The organism is Limosilactobacillus caccae (assembly GCF_900156885.1).
Lineage (GTDB): Bacteria > Bacillota > Bacilli > Lactobacillales > Lactobacillaceae > Limosilactobacillus > Limosilactobacillus caccae.
In genome coordinates this window covers 155,838-178,464 of record NZ_FTOY01000008.1, presented here as the reverse complement: position 1 = coordinate 178,464, position 22,627 = coordinate 155,838, and the positions used below count along the sequence as shown (strand labels likewise).

Genomic DNA, 22,627 nt, shown 5'->3' with positions numbered 1-22,627 from the left:
ATATTAGGAGGCCTTTTTTATGGAAGAAAAGCATGATATTATTTCGTCTAAGTTTTCAACTAAACCAACCTCACCCATCAAACGTCAATGGCAACCTCACGTTGCAGCACAGATCGAAGAAGCTGGGGTTAAATTAGTCATTTTTAAAGGAGCTAGTTCAACCGCTAGGTTGGCACTAGCTCCCTTTATATCCTGATAGTTTCAGTATAGGCTGCCTGATTCGATTAAATTAGATAATGTGAGTTGTTGATACTTTACAAAATACTTAAACAATCCATATCAAAAGTCAGACATAGGATGCTTGAAGAAGAAACTCATATCTAGAAGTGTCGTGCTCCAAATCTTAAATTTTGAACAGTCTTTTTAACAACTGAATATATACTAAAATATTTATTTTAATACGTGTGGATAATGATTAGTTATATATTTTTTGTCATCAATAGCCCTATTTATGATAGCTGTAAATACATCTATTGAATTCTTGGATTTTTTATGACTTGTAATTAAGGCTATTATAACAATAGCCAATAATAATAACACGTAAAAAATAAAGATTATCAAAATAGGATTACTTACCCATCCTAAAATTAAATGATAATTTAAAACAATTTTAGTATTGTCTTTATTAGGATAAGCCATTCCAAAGCATAAGAAAAGCCAAGGTAAGCTATATTTCAGGCTACTTATCACTGTTTCAAGAACTTCTGTATATTTTATATTATTTTTTTTAGTTATTTCAATATCTAAATAAGCTTTTATATCTAATAGTTCATTTAATGAAAGTTTACTGAAATCCTCTTTTAAAGATAAATAAACTTTATAGTTATTGAAAATATACTTATTTTCAGTTAACAATTCATCACTAGAAGGTTTTAATATATCTTCATAATAATCAATTAATCCCCCCATAAAGCCTTGATCCCATTTATAATTAAATAAAAAATTATTAAATTCATTTTTTATTTTTTTCTTTCTCATATGTAATGAAAAATTTTTTTCTAACATATCTAATTTTTCTCCGCACCAGGTTAATACTCTCCATAGTATTACTAAAAGGAGTGGATCTATAAATAATACAATTACCAAATATACGGCCTGCGAAAGTTCAGGGATATTTCTTGATATAAAGAGCATAAAAAAAAGAAAAAAGGGTAAAATTAGGTCTAATGATTTGATTAATGAAAATGTAACTATCATTAATAACTCAAACATTGTTACTATTGCTAATGTTAAAAAGGGATGTTTGTTAATGTTATATAAACTAATCATGGTAAAAAGAAAAGAAAAGAATGATACCATTAGCAAAATATTTTTTTGTTTTTTTTGTTTTTTAAGTAATTAAAAATAATGATTATCCCTCCTTTTAGAAAGAGTTTATTTTTACGAGAACTAATCTTAGGGTGTTTTATCTCCGAATATTACACAGTAAAAAAGCAAGCTACCCAAGGAAACCATGGACCAGTTCGTTGCCAACGTCCGTTCCAGGTGACTCCACCGTGACTCCGAAAAGCTTTCCCCCAGCTTCAGCAATCCAAATAATAGATTAAATATTATTTTTATTAATTTGAAAACTTGATTAAAGTTACTATTGTTACTACCTAAAAGACAACACTTTCAAACTCATATTCTTGCAATATCTGTCTGGAATAGAAGATACAATTTGTTATATCACCATATTTCACTAAACCTAATAAATTCTTAGACGTCTATTCTATCATCAGAGAAGCAAAAGCTTTATATAATTTTAACCAATCTGCCTTTTAAACGTCCCCAAAGCCGTCTTCCAATCCACAATTTCAAAACCAGTCTCTTCTGCCTTCTTCAAGCTCATAATTGAATGGCGTGGACGGTATGCCTTAGCAGGATAGGCATCCGACGTAACCGGCAGTACCTCAACGTCTTCGTCCTTCAAAATCTCCTTAGCAAACTCGTACCAGCTACAATTCCCCTCGTTTGATAACTGATAAGTACCAAATGGCTGGTCATTGTCAACCAAGTAAGTCATAAACTCCGCTAAGGTTCGCGTCCAGGTTGGGCGCCCCACTTGATCATTAACAACCGTTAGTTTGTCATGATCCTTTGCCAATCGCAACATTGTGTAAACAAAATTCTTACCGTACTTACCAAAGACCCACGAAGTCCGGATAATGTAGTAATCATCAAGAATTTCCTTTACCGCCTCTTCACCAGCTAATTTTGCCTTCCCATATTCATTTTTAGGATTCGTTGGTGCATCAACTTCGTACTCACCGGTATTAGTCCCATCAAAAACATAGTCGGTACTGATATAAACAAGTTTAGCGCCAACCTTTTTAGCAGCTTCTGCCACATTACGCGTACCATCTTCGTTAACTTTCCAGTTGAGTTCCTTAGCTACGTCTTCTGCATTATCAACTGCCGTGTAAGCTGCACAATGGTAAATTACATCTGGTTTCAATGTAGTAATTTTTTCAACAACAGTATTCTTATCAGTAATATCCATTTGTTTAGAAATAGATGCATTATAGATAATTTCCTGTTCATCTAATAAATTGCATAGCTCTGACCCCAATTGACCATTAGCACCAATAACTAAAGTTCTGCTCACATTCATTCCCCATTTCAAATTATCTTTTGCGAATATTAATTTTACGTTTATTGATACATATTTGATTAACTCCCTGCTATTTTATTTAAAAAATTGTGGCTTTCAGCAAATAAACTGCACTTAAGACCAATCATAACATTATGCCAAAAGTCAATCCTTCAGAAGCAAGTCCTTGTATTCCTGAAAAGTTTTTAATTTAATATTTTTACTACAATAAATATGCTTTGAATAAGTAATAGAAACACTTTTACCTACGAAGAGAAAAACTTTAACCTCTTTAAGAAATAACTTTTGTCCCTCCTCGAAACGCTTTTCTTCCGGCTCTAAATGATAATTAAAACTTTATCTATCTTTGAAATATTTCAAAGATAGATAAAAATACACCAGATTTGAATTAATCCCGTAATCCTTAATTACTGAATTAGCTGCCCATGCAGAATAAAAGATATTAAGTGAAGCATTCCTTAATGCAAATTTCTCAACTAACTTAACTTCTTTAATTGATCTGTTACTAAAACCAATAATAAACAATTGGAATAGCTGTTTCCAATTCTGAAACCACATGAATTTGCGCAGTAATAAAAACATTTAAATCTTTACTAATTGAATTGGTATGATACCAACTCATAAGCCGTAAATGAATAAATGAACCTTTCACATAAAAAGCTGATATATTTTAGATGAAAAATTTATTAGCTATTCTACTATTATGTAGTATCCACTCTACTTGGTATCTCTCCATTTTTAATGCTCTACAAAGTCCATAATATGTCTTACTTGTCCTAAAAGGATTCGTAGAAGCTACGTAGCCAATTAAGCTTACCTTTCCTCCAAATATTATAAATTAATTATTATTTTTTAAAATTGTATACGCTTGCTTTATAATGGGTGCCCTTAACAAGAACAGTAATCCAATATAAATTAACATCCCTATTATCATCTGTATTACTAAAGAAAAAATATTCATTGTCATACGGGTATTAACGTTAAATACAACCGTAAACATTACTACTCCGCTTAACATGTATTTCCAAAAACTATCAAATAATTTACTAATAACAATAGATTTTCTAACCATCCATAATTGAATACCAGCAATCGCAAATTCTGAGATAACACTTGCAATTGCCGCACCACTTACATTTAATAACTTGATTAATATATAGTTTGCTAAAATGTTTATCACTGCACCAATGGTTACGGATAATGTATATTCATGAGCACGTTTCACTGGCATTAAATATTGATTACCAGTCACACTACTCCATGCAATAAATAAAATCATTGGTGCTTCCAGAAACATTAAGTATCCAGTATGAGCATAATAAATGCCTAAAAACCATGGAGCAAAGCTACTTGCAATAGCCATTATTCCAAACATCAGAGGCATAGAAAATGCAGTGACAAAATCAAACGAATTATATAAACTGTTTCTTATTCCTTTTAAATCTCCTGAAGCAAATTTATTCGCCATATGCGGAAGCATTACAGTACTTGCTGCAGTAACAATTGCTAAAACTAACTTTATAATCTTATCTGCATAATCAAACTGTCCTAATAATGATTGAGTGGACATTCGCCCCAACATAATTCGATTAATTACCATATAAATTTGAGTTGTAATTGTTGGAATAAATAATAATAGAGAGCCTTTAAAATGAGAAAAAGGGTTCAATTTACTTAGCTTAACTCTATTTATACTATCTTTTAAATAAGGCCATAAAGTCAAACTACCAGCCAACTGTGCAAATCCTAAAAGTAAAATATATTTACTCAAATCATGGTTTCCTCTAACAATAATAAATATTAGAGCAACTGAAATAATTTTTACGACACTATTACGGACAACCGTCTTTTTAAAATCTTCTATCCCCATAAAATACCATGAGATATCTAAACCATATGCAATAATCCATAAGGACTGATATAAAAAATATAATTTATAAGGAGAAGAGGTTGCTAAAATAGCAACAACATAAACTAATAAAGAGAGACTACTCATTATTATTTGTAGTAGAGCAATTTCCCAAAACGTTTTTGAACGTAGTGCCAGATTATCGCGGGTATAGGCAATTTCACGATTACCATACATCATGACTCCCATTTGACCAACTAAATAAAAAAATGTTACCCAACTATTCGTGTATGCATTTATACCACTATTATGAGGTCCCAAAACTCTTGACACATATGGAACAGTAATAAGAGGAACTAATAATAATAAAATCTGATTTCCTGCATTATATAAATAGTTTTTGATTAATCTCATTACCTAACACCAAATTCTTCATTAACTGCTGTCAGCGCCGCATGTAATACCTGATCCATGTTGTAGTAACGATATTGACCTAAACGACCACCAAAAATCACATTATCGGCCTTCTCACTGGCAAGCTTAGCGTATTGCTTGTATAGCTCATTGTTCCGTTGGTTGTTAACCGGGTAGTATGGTTCATCACCGCGGTGCCAATCGGCTGGGTACTCACGAGTAATAATGGTCTTATCCTTGTCACCTTTACCAAATTCAAAGTGCTTATGCTCAATAATCCGCGTGTAAGGAGTTTCCGCATCGGTATAGTTGATCACTGCATTACCCTGGTAATTTCCGACATGCTTTTCTTCCGTTTCAAAACGCAAGCTCCGGTATTGGAGTTCGCCTAATTGGTAATCAAAGAACTGGTCAATCATTCCGGTAAAGACAACCTTTGGGTATTCCTTAAGGTATTCCGCTTTCTTATCAAAGAAGTCTACCCCGGTTTCAACATCAATTAGGTCACTATCAAGCATCTTCTCGACAATCTGGGTGTAGCCGCCAATTGGAATACCTTGATAAGTATCATTGAAGTAGTTGTTATCGTAAACTAACCGGACAGGGAGCCGCCGAATAATGAAGGCCGGCAATTCAGTTGCCCTTTGCCCCCATTGCTTTTCCGTGTAACCCTTGATTAATTTTTCGTAGATGTCCCGGCCAATGAGGGAAATGGCTTGCTCCTCTAAGTTAGTTGGTGTCTTCCCAGCCATCTCTTGCCGCTGTTCATCAATCTTTGCCATTGCTTCTGCTGGCGTCCGTACACCCCACATTTGGCTAAAGGTGTTCATATTAAATGGCAGGTTGTACATCTTGCCCTTATAATTAGCAACCGGACTGTTAGTATAGCGATTAAACTCAGCAAATTGGTTAACATAGTTCCAAACCTCCTTGTTGGAAGTGTGAAAAATATGAGCACCATATTGGTGAACCTGAATCCCATCAATTTCTTTCGTATAAATATTTCCGGCAACATGGTTCCGCTTTTCAATTGCTTTCACGCGCTTACCGCGTTTAGCGGCTTCATATGCAAATGTGGCACCGAAAAGGCCAGTACCCACTACTAGATAATCATAATTTTTCATTGTTATAATTCCTTTTTAGTATCTTTTTGATATTTCACGAATAATATAATTCCTAAAATAAACGGAATTATTAATATCCGTATATAATCGTAGACATTTTGTGACATAAAACTTGTTAATAAAGTATAAATAGATAATGAAAACAATAATAAACCATCCTCATTTTTTATAGACTTTATTCCTACAATCAATCCCTGCATCATTGGTAATATAGTCAAAATAAATCCAATTATTCCAAACTCAAAAATATAACTTATAATTCCTAAATCTGATAGAAAATATTGTGTATTTCCAAAGTAGTTGCCATCTTCTGCTATTCCAAAGCCGAATAAAATACTACTATTTTCCCATTCATTTTGATAAAACTTACTTCCGAATATTCGAACCATTGTCCCTTCACCGTAAGTAACATCATTAGATGAAAAAGAAGCAATAAAGTTTTTAGTTATTGGAAATTGCAGGATTAGTAGGACTAATATTAATCCTATAAAGCAATTAAAAATAGTATGTAATTTATTTTTACTACTCCATATATAAATAATTAAAATTGTAATTGCATAACAGACTAATTGTGAGCGTGAGCTATATACTGCATATGCATAAAAGAAAAGAAATACAGTAATAAGTCCATAATACAATCCTTCTTGATAAGATTTGGTTTTAAATAATTTTATACCAAAAAAGGTAAAAATTAAGCCATCCAAGAATGTACCTGTTAAACGTACATAGCCATCTCCATGTGTCCAATTATATCCCCGTACTTCAAATAGCCCTGGCATGACATTAATTCCAAACTTATTGTATAAAAGCCATACTATACATCGAACTACTAATATTATTAATCCAATATACACTACATTCCTTAAAAAACTTTTTTTCTTTTGTTCTAATAGTTCAAACACCGGCATTGCTAATAAAATATAAGAAAAGTTTTTTTCTAAACTTAATGCGCTTGTAATCTTCAATCCAGAAAACGATGAATATCTTAAACGAATAATTTCAAAAGCTAGGTAGGCAAAGATTGAAATAGAGTAAAAATATACTGTAAACTCATTTGGAACTATTTTATTTTTTTGAATTATATATAACAAAAAAACAACAAAGGTCAGAACAACAGAAATAGTTTGAGATACATTATCTAAATTTGAAACAATGCTTAAAACCTCTAAGTTAAGAATAATTATTACATACAGTAAAAACTCGTATATACTGAAAAAGCTAATTTTCATATACTACATTTCCCTTCGATTCTTATTTCCAAGTTTGCCTTTTTAATTTATCAAATAAAATATCAATAATTAATGCACCTCTATATTTATTTTTTGCTAAGATTTTTCGCAAAATTATATAACGTCGTGATAATGTTTTATCTATTTGGCTATTATTAAAAGACTCTATATAATGTCTTACAATTGCAATTCTTCTTAATTCCTTAGCACCTTCATTAATTGAGCATTTATTTTGTTGTATTAACGGCCCAAAATAGCGATAAATTAAAGTACAAAAACCATTAATTTTGGTTCTATCATTAATTATTCTTTTTTTATCTGATTCTTTATAAGCATCCAAAAGTTCTTGTACTTGTTTCCTATATTCAAGTTCTCCTTTTAACGTATTAGGATTAAATCGATTTAAAGAATGCTCTTCTAAAATAAAATAAAATTCCTTATTAGATAGAAAAATACTATTAGCCTTTGTTAGTGCTTGTAGAATAAACAAAGTATCTTCCGAAATAACTACTTTAGAGTTAAAGAATAAATTATTTTCCCTAAGAAAACTAGTTTTATAGAATTTTGATGCTATCCCTTCCTGAATTTTTTCTTTAGATATCCCTAATACCATCTCCATTAATGATAAACAAACTGTCTCACTATCTATCTTTTGGAAGTGATCTTTGCACAAATTAATGACATCATTCCATACAATATCTGGAGCCTGTTTTATTTCAGATAAAAAGGCTGGAATGAAATTCTCACAATAACTATCATCAGAATCAAGAAATGTTACATATTGCCCTTTTGCTTGGCTTATACCATAATTTCGTGTATCACTAACACCAGTATGTGCTTTATTAATAATTTTGTATTGTGCTTTGTCTTTTACTTCATACTCTAATTGCTCTAAAGATGTATCTGTTGAACCGTCATTTATAAATAAAACTTCCACATTTTTAGCATTTTCCCCAATCATTTTAGAAAGATTTCTAAAACACCTTTCTAAATATTCTGAAGAATTATACACGGGTATTACTACTGTTAAAATTGGTTTTGTCATAATAACTTATTACCTAATAATTTGGATTTACTCTTTTACCCATCCGATTGTGTTTTCCATCATTCCATGCTTTTAAGATAATCGGCAAATTATTTTTAAGGTGATGATCTCGAATAGATAATGCTATGTGATGAAGTAATAACAGATTAGGGCTAATATGCCTAACTCCCCAATTTTTACCATATTTTTTATCAAAAATAATATTATTGCGAATAAGATAATAGAATCGCCAATTATATGGTTCCATTCCCTTTTTACTACTATTATTTTTTCTTGCTAATTGGCGATGAAGAGTTGCGTCAGTAACAAAGATTATATTAGTATATTTCAAAATTCTTTGTGCATAATCCGAATCATCATATTCTAAAAAGAATCCAGGATTAGGAATACCAATTTTATCTATTAATTTTTTATCTAATAGTGGACCTTCAAATGCCATATCTTTAACAAAATAAATTTCCTTATTCAATGGTTTGGAAGCATAATCCTTACGCCACCAAGTCCAGAATTTGCGAAAATCACTAAAATCAATTCCAATGCAAGCATTATCCTCATAATTTTTATCAGTACGATTAGGAATTACAGCCTGAACATTTTCCTTTACTAGTTGATTCATAAGTTTTTCTAAACAATCTTTTTCGGGATATACATCATCATCCATTATCCATATATAATCAAAATCACTTAACTTATTAATCAAATCAATAGCTTTAGAAAAACCACCAGCTCCACCTATATTTTCTTTATTTCTAAAAAAATATTTACCATCTTGAATGTTTTCTTTTTCAGATTTAATTTGTTTAAATCCACTTTGACGTAAATAAGCATCTGTATTATCAGTACTTTGATTATCAAAAATAAAAACTCCAGATAACTTATAACTCTGGTTTTCTAACCCTTGAATGACTTTTTTTAAGCAAGATAATCTATTATATGTTACTAAAACTGCACAAACACGTTTTTGCATTTACTTCTAACTCCTCAACTAGTAATTAATTTGGTATATATTTCTTCAAAATTCGAAATAAAAGTCTGAATTGAAAAATCCTTTTCTTGTCGAGCTCTTGCATTTTTCCCATACAGACTTAATTTACCATTATCTAATATATTTTCTACTTTTTGACGCAAATCTATTGGATCATTAATATTTGCTAATGCCCCATCTTTACCATTCCTAATCATTTCTGTTACTCCACCATGTCTATAGCCAACAACTGGCGTTCCACTTGCCATTGCCTCCAGCACTACTGTTGGTAATGGATCAGGACTGGTACTAGGTAAAACTAATAGATCAAAAAAATTTTGAATATAGTTATTATCTGATCTAAACTCTGAGTAAACTATTCGCTTACTATTTTTATCTTCTAAAATTCTTTTTTTGAGTTTGTGAACACGCCATTCTTGTCCTCTAAAAGCACTACCTATAATGAATAAATATAAATTATGGTATTGATTAAGTAATGGCGTTAGAGCCTCTAAAAAATCATTTTGACCTTTCCACGCATTAACGCGACCAATCATTCCGATTTTTATAGCATCCCTGGGTATATTCCACTCATCATATAAATAACTACTATCTAAAGATGGAGTGAATTTATGAGAATCAACACCATTATAAATTACATCTATTTGATTCGATTTAAAATAACCGGATTTTAGAAGGTTGGCTTTTACGGCATCCGAAACAGCAACACACTTATCAGAATATTTTCCAACAAGATAATTAAGAGCTTTTCCTACAATTGCTGGTGATAAAATTATTTCATGAATATGCCAAACTAATTTAACTTTTAATTGTTTTTTTAAATAAATCCCTTCTAATACTGCTGCTGTATTAACGTGAATTAAATTAATTCTTTTTTCTTCTACTATTTCCTTTATCTTTTTACTTGAGGAATAGTAAGTACTAACATATTGCAAAATCCCCTTAACATTAAAATATTTTCTACGCAAAATTGGGTAGGGAATAACATAAGTTTCAACGTTATTCTCTTTTAATTTTTTCTCTAAAATACCATGCTCTGGCAAAACAACAATTGGGTGAAAATGATCTGGATTTAGTCCACTAACTAGCTCCAGAAGAATTTTATCTGCACCATACATTTCTGCGCCTGCATGTAAATATAATATATTTTCCATATTTAACGTGCCTTTTTTTCTGAAAACGTTTTTCGATATTGTTCTGTTATCAATTTCCATGAATAATAATTTCTTATTCGATTATTAGCTTTTTCATCTAAATCATTAATTTCTTTCTCTGATAGATTAATTGTCTCTTCTAACAAGTGAGCTAAACTATTGTCTTCTTTAGTCCAATATAATGCAGAATCTTGTCCTACTTCACGATTAAAGCCAACATCATATAAGAGATTTAATTTTGTACTACTTAATGCTTCAAGTAAGGAAGGATTAGTACCACCTACAGAATGACCATGTAAATAACCAAATGCGTTTTCTCGTATATATTTTAACAATTCACTATCATATACTGTTCCAACAAATTTAATACGTGGGTCAGCTTCAAAATTCGTTTTACTTTTTAATTTGTCAAAAAACTTGTTATGTTCTACATTTGTAATTATTACTAAATCCTTTTCAACTGTGCTCTTCATAAATTCTGAAATCATCGTAGCATAATTATTTTCAGGTACAAATCTTCCAACTACTAAAAAGTATTCATTTTCCTCTATTCCCTTTTCTGAAAACCATTTACGAACCTTTGCATTGTCTTCCGACAGGTGGGATGAAGTAATGTCAGCACCATAGGCAATAAACGTTGTATTTGGCTTATACCTTGCATATGTTGCTTTAATATATTTTTGAATATTAACTGAATCACATATTAATAGATCAGCATGCTTAACCATTCCAGCCTCAGAAATTTTCCAATACTTTCGAACTGGTTTTGACCACTTGGCACGCATCCATTCATGTCCATCAGGATTAACAAACATCTTGCCTCCTAGTTGGTGTAATTGCTTAACGTATTTACCAACAAAAGGTCCAATCCGGCAAGCTAAGACATACACAATTGGATTTTCTATACTCTGTTCTCTTATCTGTCGAATACATTCCTTAAAGGCTACAATATCGTAGTATATAGCCTGTGCTGGTCCTAATTTCTCTGAAATGTTAATCTTAAAACAGTCAGCATTATAATATGTGAAATGGTGATCATTGATTGTTTCAGCACCTGATAGCTTTGACTCATCCATTGCTCCCTGGCCGTTATACTTACAAGCAATATGATATTTAATTTCTTTATTACCTTTATCAGTTTCAATTAACTTTTTTATGAAGGTTTCATATCCCCCATAATTTCCAATACCCTTTGCTCCAATTATAAAAACATCTTGCATTTTTATTTCCCTCTATAATAAAAACTTCTCTTATTTTTAGTGAACCACTTCGATAAGAGAAATTTAGAACTTTCTATAAATACTATTGTCCATTTTTAGCATACTTCGCTTCAACTGCGGTCTTTTCATCCTTCCACCAGTCTTGGTGTTCGGTGTACCAATCAATGGTATGTTGTAGACCGTTTCTGAAATCAGTAAACTCCGGTTCCCATCCTAGCTCAGTCTGTAATTTTGTAGCGTCAATTGCGTACCGCAAGTCATGCCCTGGACGGTCCTTAACGTGGTCATAGGCATCTTTAGGCTGACCCATCATTTCGAGAATCAGTTCAAGAACTTCTTTGTTGTTCTTTTCACCATCAGCCCCAATTAAGTAGGTTTCACCAATTTTACCCTTGGTCAGAATATCCCAAACAGCCCGTGAGTGATCATTAGTGTGGATCCAGTCACGAACGTTTTTCCCAGAGCCATATAGTTTTGGGCGAATCCCACTTAAGATGTTGGTAATCTGCCGCGGGATAAACTTTTCAATGTGTTGGTATGGGCCGTAATTATTTGAACAGTTAGAGATTGTTGCCCGCAGGCCGAATGACCGAACCCAGGCCCGCACTAGCAAGTCAGAGCTAGCCTTTGATGATGAATATGGACTCGATGGTCGATATGGTGAGTCAGGCGTGAACTTTTCCCCTTTTCCTTCACCATGACCAGGTAAGTCTTTTCGTAATGGTAAGTCCCCATAAACTTCATCGGTTGAGATGTGATGGTAACGAACATCATACTTCCGACAGGCGTTAATCAACACGGAAGTCCCCACGATATTAGTCTGGATAAATGGGGTTGGATCAATCAATGAGTTATCATTGTGGCTTTCAGCCGCATAGTGAACAACGGCATCGGCCTTTCTGACTAACTTATCAACTAGGTCTTTATCACAAATATCGCCAACGACTAATTCAACCTTATCTTTTGGCAGTCCAGCGATGTTAGCTGGGTTACCAGCATAAGTCAACTTATCTAAAACGGTAATGTGTTCGACTTCTGGGTGGTTATTGACCACATAGTGAACGAAGTTGGAGCCGATAAAACCAGCTCCCCCAGTGACAATAATATTTTTAAATTCTTCCATGTTAACCTCGCTTAAATCTCACCGTAAACAAATGGGTTGTCCTTTTCAAATTCAGTCAAGGTTGGCTGAGCTGCATCCTTTTCAGATGTGATCGCCTTATCAAATTCAATTGGCCAATCAATGTTTAATTCCGGCGTCTTGAATGAGATTCCACCATCAGCTTCGGCGTTGTAGTAGTTATCAACCTTGTATAAGAAGTTAACGTTGTCCGTTAAAGTTAGAAATCCATGGGCAAAGCCACGAGGAACTAACAGTTGCCGGTGATTGCTTGCAGATAAGATGTAGCCTTCCCATTGCTTATAAGTAGGAGAACCCTTCCGAACGTCAACGATTACATCTAGAACGGCCCCGGTTACTACCCGGATTAACTTTGTTTGCGCAGCCTTACCCCGTTGGAAGTGGAGTCCACGAAGGACACCGGCCCGTGAAGACAAGGACTGGTTGTCTTGGACAAAGTTAAAATCAATTCCGGCTTCTTTAAAGTCACGATCAGAATAAGTTTCTTCAAAGAATCCCCGGTTATCGCCAAAAACCTTCGGGGTGATAATCTTAACATCTTGTAACTTAGTTGTCTTTACTGTTAATTGTCCCATTATTGATCTCCTAATCTTCTTCCGCTAACCGCAATAAGTACTGACCATAGTCATTCTTCTTGAGCGGTTGTGCTAACTTGACTAACTGCTCTTTATCAATATAGCCCATCCGGTAAGCAATCTCTTCAATTGCAGCAACCTTTAAGTTTTGCCGCTTTTCAATTGTTGCGATAAAGTTGGCCGCTTCGAGCATTGAATCATGGGTACCAGTATCTAGCCAAGCATATCCACGCCCCATCAGTTTAACATCAAGCTTGCCCTGTTTAAGGTACTCCTTATTGACATCGGTAATCTCAAGTTCACCACGAGCCGATGGTTTGATGTTTTTTGCGATGTTAACCACGTTATTATCATAGAAGTACAAACCAGTAACAGCATAATTACTCTTTGGGTGTGCTGGCTTCTCCTCGATTGATAAGGCATGCAGCTGATTATCAAAGTCAACCACCCCAAAACGCTCTGGATCGTTGACGTGATAACCAAAGACGGTAGCACCGTCGGCCTTTTTAGTGGCAGCTTGGACTAATTCAGATAGACCAGCACCGTAGTAGATGTTATCCCCTAAGACAAGCGCGACAGAATCATCACCAATAAAGTCTTCGCCTAGAATAAAAGCCTCTGCCAAACCATTAGGATATTCTTGGACCTTATATGAGAACTTCATCCCCAAATTAGCGCCATCTCCTAGCAACTCTTCAAAAAGTGAGATGTATTCAGGAGTTGAAATCACTAAAATATCTCGAATACCAGCTAACATTAAGGTTGATAAAGGATAATAAATCATCGGTTTATCATAAACTGGAATTAACTGTTTAGAAATACCACGTGTAATTGGATATAAGCGGGTACCCGATCCGCCAGCTAAAATAATACCTTTCATCTTCTTCTCCCTATTCCTAATATGAACTATTTGGCTTTATTACAATTTGAACAGTCTTAAAAATAATCCATAAATCAAAAAGACAACTTGCTTTTTGAATATATTGAATATCCAATTGAACCATTTCATTAAATCCAACTTCATTCCGCTCAGTTGCTTGCCATAAGCCGGTGCAACCTGGTATTACAAGTAAACGTTGCTTATCATATTGACTATATTCTTCAACCTCTGATGGTAAAGGCGGACGAGGACCCACTAGACTCATGTCCCCTTTAATTACATTGAAAAACTGTGGCAACTCATCCAAACTGTGTTTCCTAATAAAATGACCAATTTTTGTAATGCGTGGATCATCTTTCATTTTAAACATTGGTCCTTCAACATCATTATGGCTTTTTAATTCATCAAGCATTCGATCAGCATTAACAAACATTGACCGAAACTTAAACATTTGGAACTCTTTTCCGTCTTTTCCAACCCGTGTTTGCTTATAAAAAACCGGACCATCATCTTCTTTTTTGATTAAAAAAGCAATTACTACCATTAAAGGACTTAGTAAAATTAAGCCTAATAAAGAAGCCAAAAAATCAAAAATTCTCTTAAAAAAATTATATATATATCGGGATTTAATTTTTTCTTTATTTAGTGTTAATAGCTTATCTACCATCAAATTGGTTACACCCCCATAACTAACTAATTTTCTGAATCTACTCCATAACCGTATCCGTATCCATAACCATATCCCGCATCTCCATCTGCATTAACATCATTCATAATGTAACCAAGAAGGTTAGCGTGGGCCAAATTAAGTAATTCAACAGACCGCTTAATTCCCAATTTTTGTGTCTGTCCTTGTTTTACAATAAGAACAATTGCGTCAAGATACCGAGATAAAATTTGTGTATCAGTAACTTCTAACATTGGAGGAACATCAACAATCACCATATCGTAAATTTCTTTTACTGAATCCAGTAAGGTTCTCATCCGTTGTGAATTTAATAATTCAGCAGGGTTAGGAGGAATTGGTCCACTCGTAAGGATATCTAGATTATCAACACCGCTAGTCTGAATAATCTCCCGCAAATCTACAGAATCTGTTCCGCTTGTAAGAATTGTTGTTAACCCCTTTTGGTTGCTCTTATTAAAAGTGGCGTGAAGTGTTGGACGACGTAAATCAGAATCAATTAGTAAAACTTTTTGACCAGTTTGCGCCCAGACAACGGCGACATTATCCGTAACTGTTGACTTACCTTCACTCACATTAGCAGATGTTAACGCTAACGTTTTAATAGGATGGTCAATCGCCATAAAATTAATATTCGTACGAATTGTCCGAAACTGCTCTGAGATAGGACTCTTGGGGTGTGCAACCGTTATTAACTTTGCTCCATTATCCATAGTATCTGTAGATTGTTTTTGTGTTCGATGAAATAATGACATTTGCTCATCCCTCCCTAAACACGGCGGCTCTTTGTTTCACGCCGACTATTCTGATTATTTACACTAAAGTCAACCCGGTGACTCATTTGAATATGACTAACTTGCCCTAAATTAGTAAGGCCTAATTCATTGGTTAAATAATCATTATCGTGAACAGTTGTGTCCATCAAGTCACCAATTAAAATTGATATAAAGCTTAGAAGTAATCCAATTACTGCTCCTGCTAAAGTAAACAACTTAACATTAGGAAACGAAGGATTATCAGGAGTATTCGCCCGTGAAACAATTGTTACATTGTTAACACTCATAATCTTCTTAATTTGATCTTTAAATTCATTCGCAACTACATTAGCAACTGCTGCTGACTTAGCAGGATCATCGGTCTTCACTTGTAATGAGAACACCTGTGAATTTTGTTGAGTTGCAACGCTGATTGCTTCTTTCAACTCTTTCGTTGACATATCATAGCCTTTACCAGTCCGCTCAACAACAGCTGGCTCAGCTTCCTTAATCAATCGGCGTGTCCCATCCGCATTTCGCCGGTAAACGGCCTTTTGTGCGGGCTTAACAACTCTAACTGGATCCTTTAATTGCTTGCTAGCCTTACTTAAAATAACCTGGTTAGTAATGATATCCTTATAGGTATTAATCATCTGGATATCAGCCTGTTGATTTGTATAAGCTTGGCCGTTGTTATCATTTGAGTGCTTCTGGTTAACCAAAATTTCTGTCGTCGCAGTGTACTTAGGTACCACTACAAATTCAGCAACGACAAAGCCAAGAATCCCGGCTAATAATGTCCACACAATTAACATTTTAATGTGTTTGCGACAAAGCAACATTAAACGATGCAAATCAATCGTATTATTTAGTGTTTGTTGTGAGCTATTCACGACTTCTACTCCTTAACATTAATTCTTTAAGCTATTTTGAATGATATTTGAAATCCGTTGTTGTTCACTTGTTGGGACAACTTCAAACGATTGTCCACCTTCGTCAGACGTCCGCCCCTGAGCGTGATCCTGCACAACATGTTCATTTGTTGAACGGTAATTTTGAGCCAGGTTCATCATATCACTAAAGGTCAAATCGGTCTGTGAACTATCAGACACCGATTTTAGGAATGCCCGGTTCAACACTGTCTTGTAAGAAACCGACTTCTTTAATAGGGCAGTGATAACTAATCGTTGCCGCTCTTGACGACCGTAATCTCCCTGTGGGTCATCATAACGCATCCGGCTAAACTTCAATGCCTTTGATCCGTTCAGGTGATAGGTCTCACCTTTTGTAAAGTGAGCACCTTCATAGTCAAATGTTAGAGGTGACTTCACATCAACGCCGCCAACCTGGTTAATGGCCTTCTCCAAGCCACCCATATTAACTAACACGTAGTAGTCAATCGGAATGTTGAAGTGCTGCTGAATGGTGTTGATACTCTCCTTGACTCCCCCGTATGTGTATGCCGCGTTGATCTTCGCTGGCGAGTACTGTGGGTAGTCCGGTAAGTTGACCTTCATATCCCGGGGCAAACTGACGATGGTGGTCGTCTTTGTCTTCGGGTTCAAGGTCATGATCATCATCGTATCTGTCCGGCCCTTGTAGTCCCGGCCGAGCGCCCCCGTATCTGTCCCCAGCAAGAGGATCGATACTGGCTTCTTTTGATCAAGCACCTTCTGGGCGTCCCGCGACTTATTTGCCCCCGCGCTGGAGTACATGTCATCGGTGGTCGACTTCAGGTTGTGCCAGGCCATCCCCGCAAAGAAGATCGCTACCAGCACCAATACTCCGACGACAGACCAGAAGATCTTCCACCCGCGCCGGCGATGATGGTGCCGGTGGTGATGGCGATGCTCATGGTGGTGCATCTGTTGATCATTGTTACTATCTAAGGGTCGATTATTTTCGTCTGACATAAAAATTTCTCCCATATAATAACTGCTACTGACAAACAAAAAATCCACTAGTGCAACGAGTACATTACTGGAAGCTAAACAATATACAATGTAACTGCCTCGTTGCGAACTCTTCGCTGTCCGTTGTCAGCTAATCAAATTTAATTAATACTTTATACATTATTAGGAATGTAATCAATTTAGTCAAGAAGATATTTCACAAAAAGTTCACAAAATGCAAATTTAATAACCGTTGTAATAAACGAATCGTTGTTATCTCTTTAGTTTAACGTTTGTCATTCCGCAAACACTTGCTGATTAGCCCCAATATTTCATTTCAGTTACAACATATGACAGAAATGTAATATGAAAAATGACCGCTAACTTTTTCAGTTAACGGTCATTTTCTTCATTATAGTGCAGATGTTATAGGTAGCGGTCTAACACCGGAATATACCGCACCAGCTCCTCCATGTTCGCTGACGCGTCCGGTTCGACCACCTGTCGTGGCAGCTCATTTGCCGTGTCATCCATCTCTTGTCGCCCCCAGACTGCCATCGCCGTCATCGTACTCCGCAAGTCATTCCCCGCTGCGGTCAGGGCATACTTGCCGGCTTGGTCTTGGACGGGATTAACCACCCGCAGATTTTGTAGTTCAGTGAGCTGGCGAGTCAACTGCTCCGCGCTGCTCCCCGGTACCAGCTGCAGCAACTCATTCCCCGTCAGCGGCCTTATCCCGAGCCAAAAGATAATTCGCGGCCGCCACTTGCCTTGCAAGACGTCAATGGTGTAGTCGATCCCACTGTGCATTTCCGTTGTCATCCTACCGCTCCATTTCTCCAAATCTCACTACATCGCATCTTCCCCTTCATTATAGCAAGCTAGTCAACAATTGGTTAATTCCCGTCCATTTCCTTAGCAAAATTTTACTAATATCGATTTATCACCCGTTTAACCTGTGCTAATAGCTCCTTATCAAAGACTTCCCCATATAGCTCGATGAAGGCGGTTTTGATGATTTGGATAACTGTTTCTTCCATTATATACCGGCTTTTTTCGCGTCGCTCCTGGATGACATAGTAGTCGCTGTCGTAACTCCGCTCAGCTAGCTGACCCTGGGGAAGCTTCCCGTACTGTTCCCGGCAACTCTCGTAGATTGCCAACTGGATCCCTGCTACCTCATCAGCCGCGCGGATAATCCGCCGAAAGGTCTTTTCCGGGGAAGGAATCGCCACGTAAAACCGCTGGCGGTCGCCCTTAAATACCATCAGCGTTCCTTTATCGGCCGCTAACGACTCCGCATGGTCCAGGTGGTGGACCATGTAGTAGACGACCCGTTCATTTGATACCCCACAAGACGGCACAAGGCGGTGGTGGCCTGCAACATAACCCCGCGTCCGACAACCAACCTGCTTATAGAGTGCCTCCATCAAGTAGCGCGGAATACCATTCTCCGCCGCAAACTTTGCCAAGACATCCTGCAGCCGCCGTGTCAACACGATCTTTTCCCCCTCAACCGTCAGGATAAAGGTCTCATTTGCACTGTAAGCCGTCAGCAATAAGACATTATCCCAGCGTACCTGGAAGCTGGTCGTCACCTCATCAATTTTTTGATTTGACAAATTGTTCATGTCTATTATAGTCGACATAAAAATCCCCTTTCAGTAGGTCAAATAAAATCCTAATTATATCTCATCATGAAACATCTCGTTTCAGATGCGCATATAACAATACCCAATTAATGTATCCGCTGTCAATAGCTTTTTACCGCCATTTTGTGCCTTTTTATCGTTCGCTCAGGTTCGGTTAAGGGGGTAAAGTAAAAGCACTCAAAGCGCTTTGAGAATAATTTCTAAAGGATGTTCTCAAAAATGGATTACGAAAAAATTCCCGCAGGCTTATCTTTTCTGATGCGTGATAAGCGGATTACGATTGTTCACGGGGTCCTCAAGAGCCTCGGTATCTCACCACGCCGGGACGACTATGACGACTTTGTCCAGGAAGCCTCCCTCGTTTTTGCCCATGCCTATGCCAACTACCTACAGGACGAGACCGACCCCACTAACGAACGGGACCTGATGTGCTACGCTTTCCAAAGGATGCGCTGGCGAATCCTCGACCACCTCCGTCGCGACCAGCTAGAAAAGGCCCACTGCACCTACTCCCTTGATGATGACGAAAATGATCACGACTACAATGACCTGCTCATCGACCGGCAATCGACCAACCCCTTTGCCCACCGAGAAGAGGGCGACTTTCTGGGCTACCTCTACCAGCACTGCTCACCAAACCAGCAGCGCTACCTAATTGCCAAGCTTAACCACCACCTGACTGACAAGCAGGTCGCCCGCACCTACGGGGTCTCCCGCCAGGCAGTCCACCAGTGGAAGCAAGGCGTCATTTCCCGTGCCCACCAGCTTCGTGCTAAAATGAATGGGAAGTTTTGAGGTGAAAAGAAAATGAAACAACACGAAATCAACTGCCAGGACCACTGGCTCCACATCAAATACAACGGTGAAGACCGCGACGATGGCTGTGCCAACGAGCTGAGCATCTACCGGATCCCGGGTGACCCGGAACTCCAGCTCCTGCTCTCCAACATTGACCTTACTAACCGGAGTCACGATAATACCTTCGCCCTCACAAGAGAAGATGCCCGCGCTCTGGTCGCTTACCTCCAGGACTGGCTAGATCGCGAATAGATTTAAAAAAGAGACTGGGAAAAAAGTCCTAGTCTAAAACTAAAAGCCGGACGATGAGCCATTTTTTGGTTCATCGTCCGGCTTTGTGTATACACAGAAAATCGTTCCTGATATTATGTAATTACCACAAAACAAAAATAAAGGAATGATTTTCATGTGTCAAAATTATATCACAGGACAAACTGAATTCGTATTAAACTTTGATTTTAACGTCCCTAAAACGCATTTAGTTCGGTTGATCGATGCCTTTGTCGACTCGATCCCGGTGGAAGTTTTATTATCAGAAAAAGTGGCGACTACCGGTCGCCCACTTTCACATCCGGCAATTATGCTGAAAATCTTATTATTTGCCTATGCTCGTCAAACATATTCGGGACGTAAGATTGAAACTATGCTGGTCGAAAACTTACCAATGCGGTGGTTAGCTCGCGATCATACCTATAGTTACCATACCATCAATAACTTCAGAAGTAGTCAACACGCTGCTAACTTGATCAAGCGTGCGTTTGTTTACTTCACGATGTCCCTAACTGATCACGGCTTGGTCAAAAAAGATGCTTTGTTTATTGATGGAACTAAGGTTCAAGCAGACGCTAATAAGTATTCCTTTACTTGGCGGAAATCAGTTGAGAAATATCATGCTAAGTTAAAGCAAGACATAAACGCAATGTATGATGAATTGATAGAGAAAAAGGTTATTCAGGCAATGAAACCAGAACTCATTGAATCATCAGAATGTTTGGAAACGATGACTGATCAATTAGAAAAACAGATTGGGCAGCTCAACGAAGAAATAAAAAAAGAACCGAAAGTGATCAAGGGTGGTTCAGTTAAGAAACAACGACGTCGTTTCTTAAAAAAACTACATCGAAAACTTAAGCAAGATATGGTCCCGCGGGCAAAAAAATATGAGGAAGCTGAGACAGTCTTTCAGGGCCGTAATAGTTTCTCTAAAACTGATCACGATGCGACTTTCATGTGTATGAAAGAAGATTCAATGAAAAACCGCGAACTAAAGCCCGGCTATAACCTTCAGATTGCCACTCATAATCAATTTGTCCTTGATTATGCCTTGTTTAGTAATCCAACCGATACAAGGACATTAGTTCCCTTCCTCAAGCAATTCCATTGTTTAAATTTCTTTGAACACATTGTAGCTGACGCTGGCTACGGAAGTGAGTACAATTACACAACGATTATTGATCAATTTGAAAAACAACCAATTATTCCTTATACAACTTACCAGAAAGAACAGAAGCGCAAGTTCAAAAATGATTCAACTAAGCCACAAAATTGGCAGTACAACGCTAAAGATGACTATTATATAGACCATTTAGGCGTGCGTTTTGGTTTTGCTCGTTACAGTCAACGAACCGATCGGTACGGTTTTACGCGTGATCTTAAACTTTACCGTGCTGATAAACATCAATTATCGGCAGAGTTAGATCAACTAGCGAAGACTCCTAGTGGTCGTTTGCGTTACATCCAGGTCAATCCTACTTGGAACTATTTTAAAGCACAAGTCAAAGAAACCCTCTCTAGTGACGAAGGACAAGCAATTTATCGTCGACGCAAGTTCGACGTTGAACCTGTTTTTGGTCGCATGAAGAGGGATTTTGGCGTACGCCGAACCCACCTTCGCGGCCAACAGACAGTGGAAAACGATATTGGATTGGTCTTAATGGCCATGAATTTAACCAAGTTAGGCAAAATGATTGCCAATTATCCGGCAATTTTAAAGAAAAAAGTAAAAATCCGAACCACAATTTTTGCCAAAACAAAAATCATAGTTCGGATTTTCATATTTAGAGGCTTAAGGAATTTAGTTTTTTCCCAGCCTCTTTTTTATGAAACCTTCTTATCAACCTGCCCAAAGGCCTCGTTCATTAACTTCCAGTAGTCAATCAGCATCGCAAAGTCCATCGGCCCCTGCACCCGCAGGTTTAGCGCGGTGAAGTTTTGCAACTGGATGTTCAACAATACCCGAAAATCCGTCAGGTCGATCACCTCGGCGTGGGGGTAATCAGGGATCACACTCAGCACGTGGCAAGAGAGGTCATCAATCAAACCGGCATAGAAGTCAACCAGTTCCACTGATGGCATCGCCGCCGGTTCTAACAGCTTTGCCCGCTGTTGGTCAAAGATCTCGTACCACTTTCTCATCGACGACCAGTAAATGTCATAGAGCTCCCGGCTGGTATCATCGGCCCATTTAAGGTTATAGTTGCTCAAAGCCTTCCACTGTACTAGCAAATCAACATACAAGGATTCATGGGGGAAGGCGACATCTTCCCGTGTCTCCGCGATAAAGTGTGCTAAATCATCAGTCATTTGGATTGGCGTTATCTTTTTCATTACTCAATTCCTCTTTATATACAGTTTGT

The 22,627-nt window shown here is 36.8% G+C and carries 23 protein-coding genes; 4 read left to right on the top strand and 19 right to left on the bottom strand.

What is annotated here, in order from left to right:
* Positions 1–19 precede the first annotated feature (19 nt).
* On the top strand, positions 20–196 hold the full coding sequence (locus CZ502_RS10665; RefSeq protein WP_159434544.1) for a cupin domain-containing protein: 177 nt from the start codon (positions 20–22) through the stop codon (positions 194–196).
* Between the two features lie 194 nt (positions 197–390).
* On the opposite strand, the gene CZ502_RS01905 is transcribed toward CZ502_RS10665, so the two are convergent.
* The 18 genes from CZ502_RS01905 to CZ502_RS10745 form a co-directional block, all read right to left on the bottom strand.
* Positions 391–1,005, bottom strand: coding sequence for a hypothetical protein (locus tag CZ502_RS01905; RefSeq protein ID WP_143457259.1), 615 nt, complete (start codon positions 1,003–1,005; stop codon positions 391–393).
* Between the two features lie 739 nt (positions 1,006–1,744).
* Complete coding sequence (gene rfbD / locus CZ502_RS01900) at positions 1,745–2,587, bottom strand: dTDP-4-dehydrorhamnose reductase (RefSeq protein ID WP_076459423.1); 843 nt, start codon at positions 2,585–2,587, stop codon at positions 1,745–1,747.
* 844 nt (positions 2,588–3,431) lie between these two features.
* On the bottom strand, positions 3,432–4,856 hold the full coding sequence (locus CZ502_RS01890; RefSeq protein WP_076459421.1) for an oligosaccharide flippase family protein: 1,425 nt from the start codon (positions 4,854–4,856) through the stop codon (positions 3,432–3,434).
* Complete coding sequence (gene glf / locus CZ502_RS01885; protein WP_076459420.1) at positions 4,856–5,980, bottom strand: UDP-galactopyranose mutase; 1,125 nt, start codon at positions 5,978–5,980, stop codon at positions 4,856–4,858. The genes CZ502_RS01890 and glf overlap by 1 nt, the downstream gene beginning before the upstream one ends.
* 2 nt (positions 5,981–5,982) lie before the next feature.
* A complete protein-coding gene (locus CZ502_RS01880; protein ID WP_076459419.1) occupies positions 5,983–7,209 on the bottom strand; it encodes a hypothetical protein in 1,227 nt (408 codons plus the stop codon).
* Positions 7,210–7,231: 22 nt separating this feature from the next.
* Positions 7,232–8,254: a glycosyltransferase family 2 protein gene (locus CZ502_RS01875; protein WP_076459418.1), complete on the bottom strand. Its 1,023-nt coding sequence runs from the start codon at positions 8,252–8,254 to the stop codon at positions 7,232–7,234.
* A gap of 13 nt (positions 8,255–8,267) precedes the next feature.
* On the bottom strand, positions 8,268–9,221 hold the full coding sequence (locus CZ502_RS01870; RefSeq protein ID WP_076459417.1) for a glycosyltransferase family 2 protein: 954 nt from the start codon (positions 9,219–9,221) through the stop codon (positions 8,268–8,270).
* A 14-nt stretch (positions 9,222–9,235) separates the two neighbouring features.
* Positions 9,236–10,393, bottom strand: coding sequence for a glycosyltransferase family 4 protein (locus tag CZ502_RS01865; RefSeq protein ID WP_076459416.1), 1,158 nt, complete (start codon positions 10,391–10,393; stop codon positions 9,236–9,238).
* Between the two features lie 2 nt (positions 10,394–10,395).
* Complete coding sequence (cps2T, locus tag CZ502_RS01860) at positions 10,396–11,613, bottom strand: beta 1-4 rhamnosyltransferase Cps2T (protein ID WP_076459415.1); 1,218 nt, start codon at positions 11,611–11,613, stop codon at positions 10,396–10,398.
* A gap of 82 nt (positions 11,614–11,695) precedes the next feature.
* On the bottom strand, positions 11,696–12,736 hold the full coding sequence (rfbB, locus tag CZ502_RS01855) for a dTDP-glucose 4,6-dehydratase (protein WP_076459414.1): 1,041 nt from the start codon (positions 12,734–12,736) through the stop codon (positions 11,696–11,698).
* Between the two features lie 11 nt (positions 12,737–12,747).
* Positions 12,748–13,329 (bottom strand): dTDP-4-dehydrorhamnose 3,5-epimerase, encoded by a 582-nt coding sequence (gene rfbC / locus CZ502_RS01850; RefSeq protein ID WP_076459413.1) that lies wholly within the window; start codon positions 13,327–13,329, stop codon positions 12,748–12,750.
* 10 nt (positions 13,330–13,339) lie between these two features.
* Positions 13,340–14,209: a glucose-1-phosphate thymidylyltransferase RfbA gene (rfbA, locus tag CZ502_RS01845; protein WP_076459412.1), complete on the bottom strand. Its 870-nt coding sequence runs from the start codon at positions 14,207–14,209 to the stop codon at positions 13,340–13,342.
* A 16-nt stretch (positions 14,210–14,225) separates the two neighbouring features.
* Positions 14,226–14,876: a sugar transferase gene (locus tag CZ502_RS01840; RefSeq protein ID WP_083673299.1), complete on the bottom strand. Its 651-nt coding sequence runs from the start codon at positions 14,874–14,876 to the stop codon at positions 14,226–14,228.
* Between the two features lie 26 nt (positions 14,877–14,902).
* Positions 14,903–15,649, bottom strand: coding sequence for a CpsD/CapB family tyrosine-protein kinase (locus tag CZ502_RS01835; protein ID WP_076459410.1), 747 nt, complete (start codon positions 15,647–15,649; stop codon positions 14,903–14,905).
* A gap of 14 nt (positions 15,650–15,663) precedes the next feature.
* On the bottom strand, positions 15,664–16,542 hold the full coding sequence (locus CZ502_RS01830) for a YveK family protein (protein WP_076459409.1): 879 nt from the start codon (positions 16,540–16,542) through the stop codon (positions 15,664–15,666).
* 18 nt (positions 16,543–16,560) lie between these two features.
* The gene (locus CZ502_RS01825; protein ID WP_076459408.1) at positions 16,561–17,562 is read right to left on the bottom strand and encodes an LCP family protein; all 1,002 of its coding nucleotides are present in this window, start codon (positions 17,560–17,562) and stop codon (positions 16,561–16,563) included.
* 405 nt (positions 17,563–17,967) lie between these two features.
* The gene (locus CZ502_RS01820; protein WP_076459407.1) at positions 17,968–18,363 is read right to left on the bottom strand and encodes a winged helix-turn-helix transcriptional regulator; all 396 of its coding nucleotides are present in this window, start codon (positions 18,361–18,363) and stop codon (positions 17,968–17,970) included.
* A gap of 107 nt (positions 18,364–18,470) precedes the next feature.
* The gene (locus tag CZ502_RS10745; protein ID WP_200804209.1) at positions 18,471–19,190 is read right to left on the bottom strand and encodes a hypothetical protein; all 720 of its coding nucleotides are present in this window, start codon (positions 19,188–19,190) and stop codon (positions 18,471–18,473) included.
* A 222-nt stretch (positions 19,191–19,412) separates the two neighbouring features.
* On the opposite strand from CZ502_RS10745, the gene CZ502_RS01810 reads away from it, so the two are divergent.
* The 3 genes from CZ502_RS01810 (at position 19,413) to CZ502_RS01800 (ending at position 22,143) form a co-directional block, all read left to right on the top strand.
* Entirely contained in the window at positions 19,413–19,988 is a 576-nt protein-coding gene (locus CZ502_RS01810) for an RNA polymerase sigma factor (RefSeq protein WP_076459406.1), read from the top strand.
* A gap of 12 nt (positions 19,989–20,000) precedes the next feature.
* Entirely contained in the window at positions 20,001–20,243 is a 243-nt protein-coding gene (locus tag CZ502_RS01805) for a hypothetical protein (RefSeq protein WP_076459405.1), read from the top strand.
* A 154-nt stretch (positions 20,244–20,397) separates the two neighbouring features.
* Complete coding sequence (locus CZ502_RS01800; protein ID WP_076459404.1) at positions 20,398–22,143, top strand: IS1182 family transposase; 1,746 nt, start codon at positions 20,398–20,400, stop codon at positions 22,141–22,143.
* On the opposite strand, the gene CZ502_RS01795 is transcribed toward CZ502_RS01800, so the two are convergent.
* Positions 22,089–22,598 carry a hypothetical protein gene (locus CZ502_RS01795; RefSeq protein ID WP_076459403.1) on the bottom strand — a complete coding sequence of 170 codons (510 nt, stop codon included), beginning with the start codon at positions 22,596–22,598 and terminating at the stop codon, positions 22,089–22,091. The two genes, CZ502_RS01800 and CZ502_RS01795, sit on opposite strands and share 55 nt — an antisense overlap.
* Positions 22,599–22,627: the final 29 nt, after the last annotated feature.

Bases quoted from the DNA above. Each gene is read 5' to 3' on its own strand.
- CZ502_RS10665 (WP_159434544.1), top strand. From the start codon at position 20: ATGGAAGAAAAGCATGATATTATTTCGTCTAAGTTTTCAACTAAACCA.
- CZ502_RS01810 (WP_076459406.1), top strand. From the start codon at position 19,413: ATGGATTACGAAAAAATTCCCGCAGGCTTATCTTTTCTGATGCGTGAT.
- CZ502_RS01865 (WP_076459416.1), bottom strand. From the start codon at position 10,393: ATGGAAAATATATTATATTTACATGCAGGCGCAGAAATGTATGGTGCA.
- CZ502_RS01805 (WP_076459405.1), top strand. From the start codon at position 20,001: ATGAAACAACACGAAATCAACTGCCAGGACCACTGGCTCCACATCAAA.
- CZ502_RS01800 (WP_076459404.1), top strand. From the start codon at position 20,398: ATGTGTCAAAATTATATCACAGGACAAACTGAATTCGTATTAAACTTT.
- rfbA (WP_076459412.1), bottom strand. From the start codon at position 14,209: ATGAAAGGTATTATTTTAGCTGGCGGATCGGGTACCCGCTTATATCCA.
- CZ502_RS01795 (WP_076459403.1), bottom strand. From the start codon at position 22,598: ATGAAAAAGATAACGCCAATCCAAATGACTGATGATTTAGCACACTTT.
- CZ502_RS01840 (WP_083673299.1), bottom strand. From the start codon at position 14,876: ATGGTAGATAAGCTATTAACACTAAATAAAGAAAAAATTAAATCCCGA.
- CZ502_RS01835 (WP_076459410.1), bottom strand. From the start codon at position 15,649: ATGTCATTATTTCATCGAACACAAAAACAATCTACAGATACTATGGAT.
- glf (WP_076459420.1), bottom strand. From the start codon at position 5,980: ATGAAAAATTATGATTATCTAGTAGTGGGTACTGGCCTTTTCGGTGCC.
- CZ502_RS01870 (WP_076459417.1), bottom strand. From the start codon at position 9,221: ATGCAAAAACGTGTTTGTGCAGTTTTAGTAACATATAATAGATTATCT.
- rfbC (WP_076459413.1), bottom strand. From the start codon at position 13,329: ATGGGACAATTAACAGTAAAGACAACTAAGTTACAAGATGTTAAGATT.
- CZ502_RS01875 (WP_076459418.1), bottom strand. From the start codon at position 8,254: ATGACAAAACCAATTTTAACAGTAGTAATACCCGTGTATAATTCTTCA.
- CZ502_RS01820 (WP_076459407.1), bottom strand. From the start codon at position 18,363: ATGACAACGGAAATGCACAGTGGGATCGACTACACCATTGACGTCTTG.
- CZ502_RS01825 (WP_076459408.1), bottom strand. From the start codon at position 17,562: ATGTCAGACGAAAATAATCGACCCTTAGATAGTAACAATGATCAACAG.
- CZ502_RS10745 (WP_200804209.1), bottom strand. From the start codon at position 19,190: ATGTCGACTATAATAGACATGAACAATTTGTCAAATCAAAAAATTGAT.
- CZ502_RS01880 (WP_076459419.1), bottom strand. From the start codon at position 7,209: ATGAAAATTAGCTTTTTCAGTATATACGAGTTTTTACTGTATGTAATA.
- CZ502_RS01905 (WP_143457259.1), bottom strand. From the start codon at position 1,005: ATGTTAGAAAAAAATTTTTCATTACATATGAGAAAGAAAAAAATAAAA.
- CZ502_RS01890 (WP_076459421.1), bottom strand. From the start codon at position 4,856: ATGAGATTAATCAAAAACTATTTATATAATGCAGGAAATCAGATTTTA.
- rfbB (WP_076459414.1), bottom strand. From the start codon at position 12,736: ATGGAAGAATTTAAAAATATTATTGTCACTGGGGGAGCTGGTTTTATC.
- cps2T (WP_076459415.1), bottom strand. From the start codon at position 11,613: ATGCAAGATGTTTTTATAATTGGAGCAAAGGGTATTGGAAATTATGGG.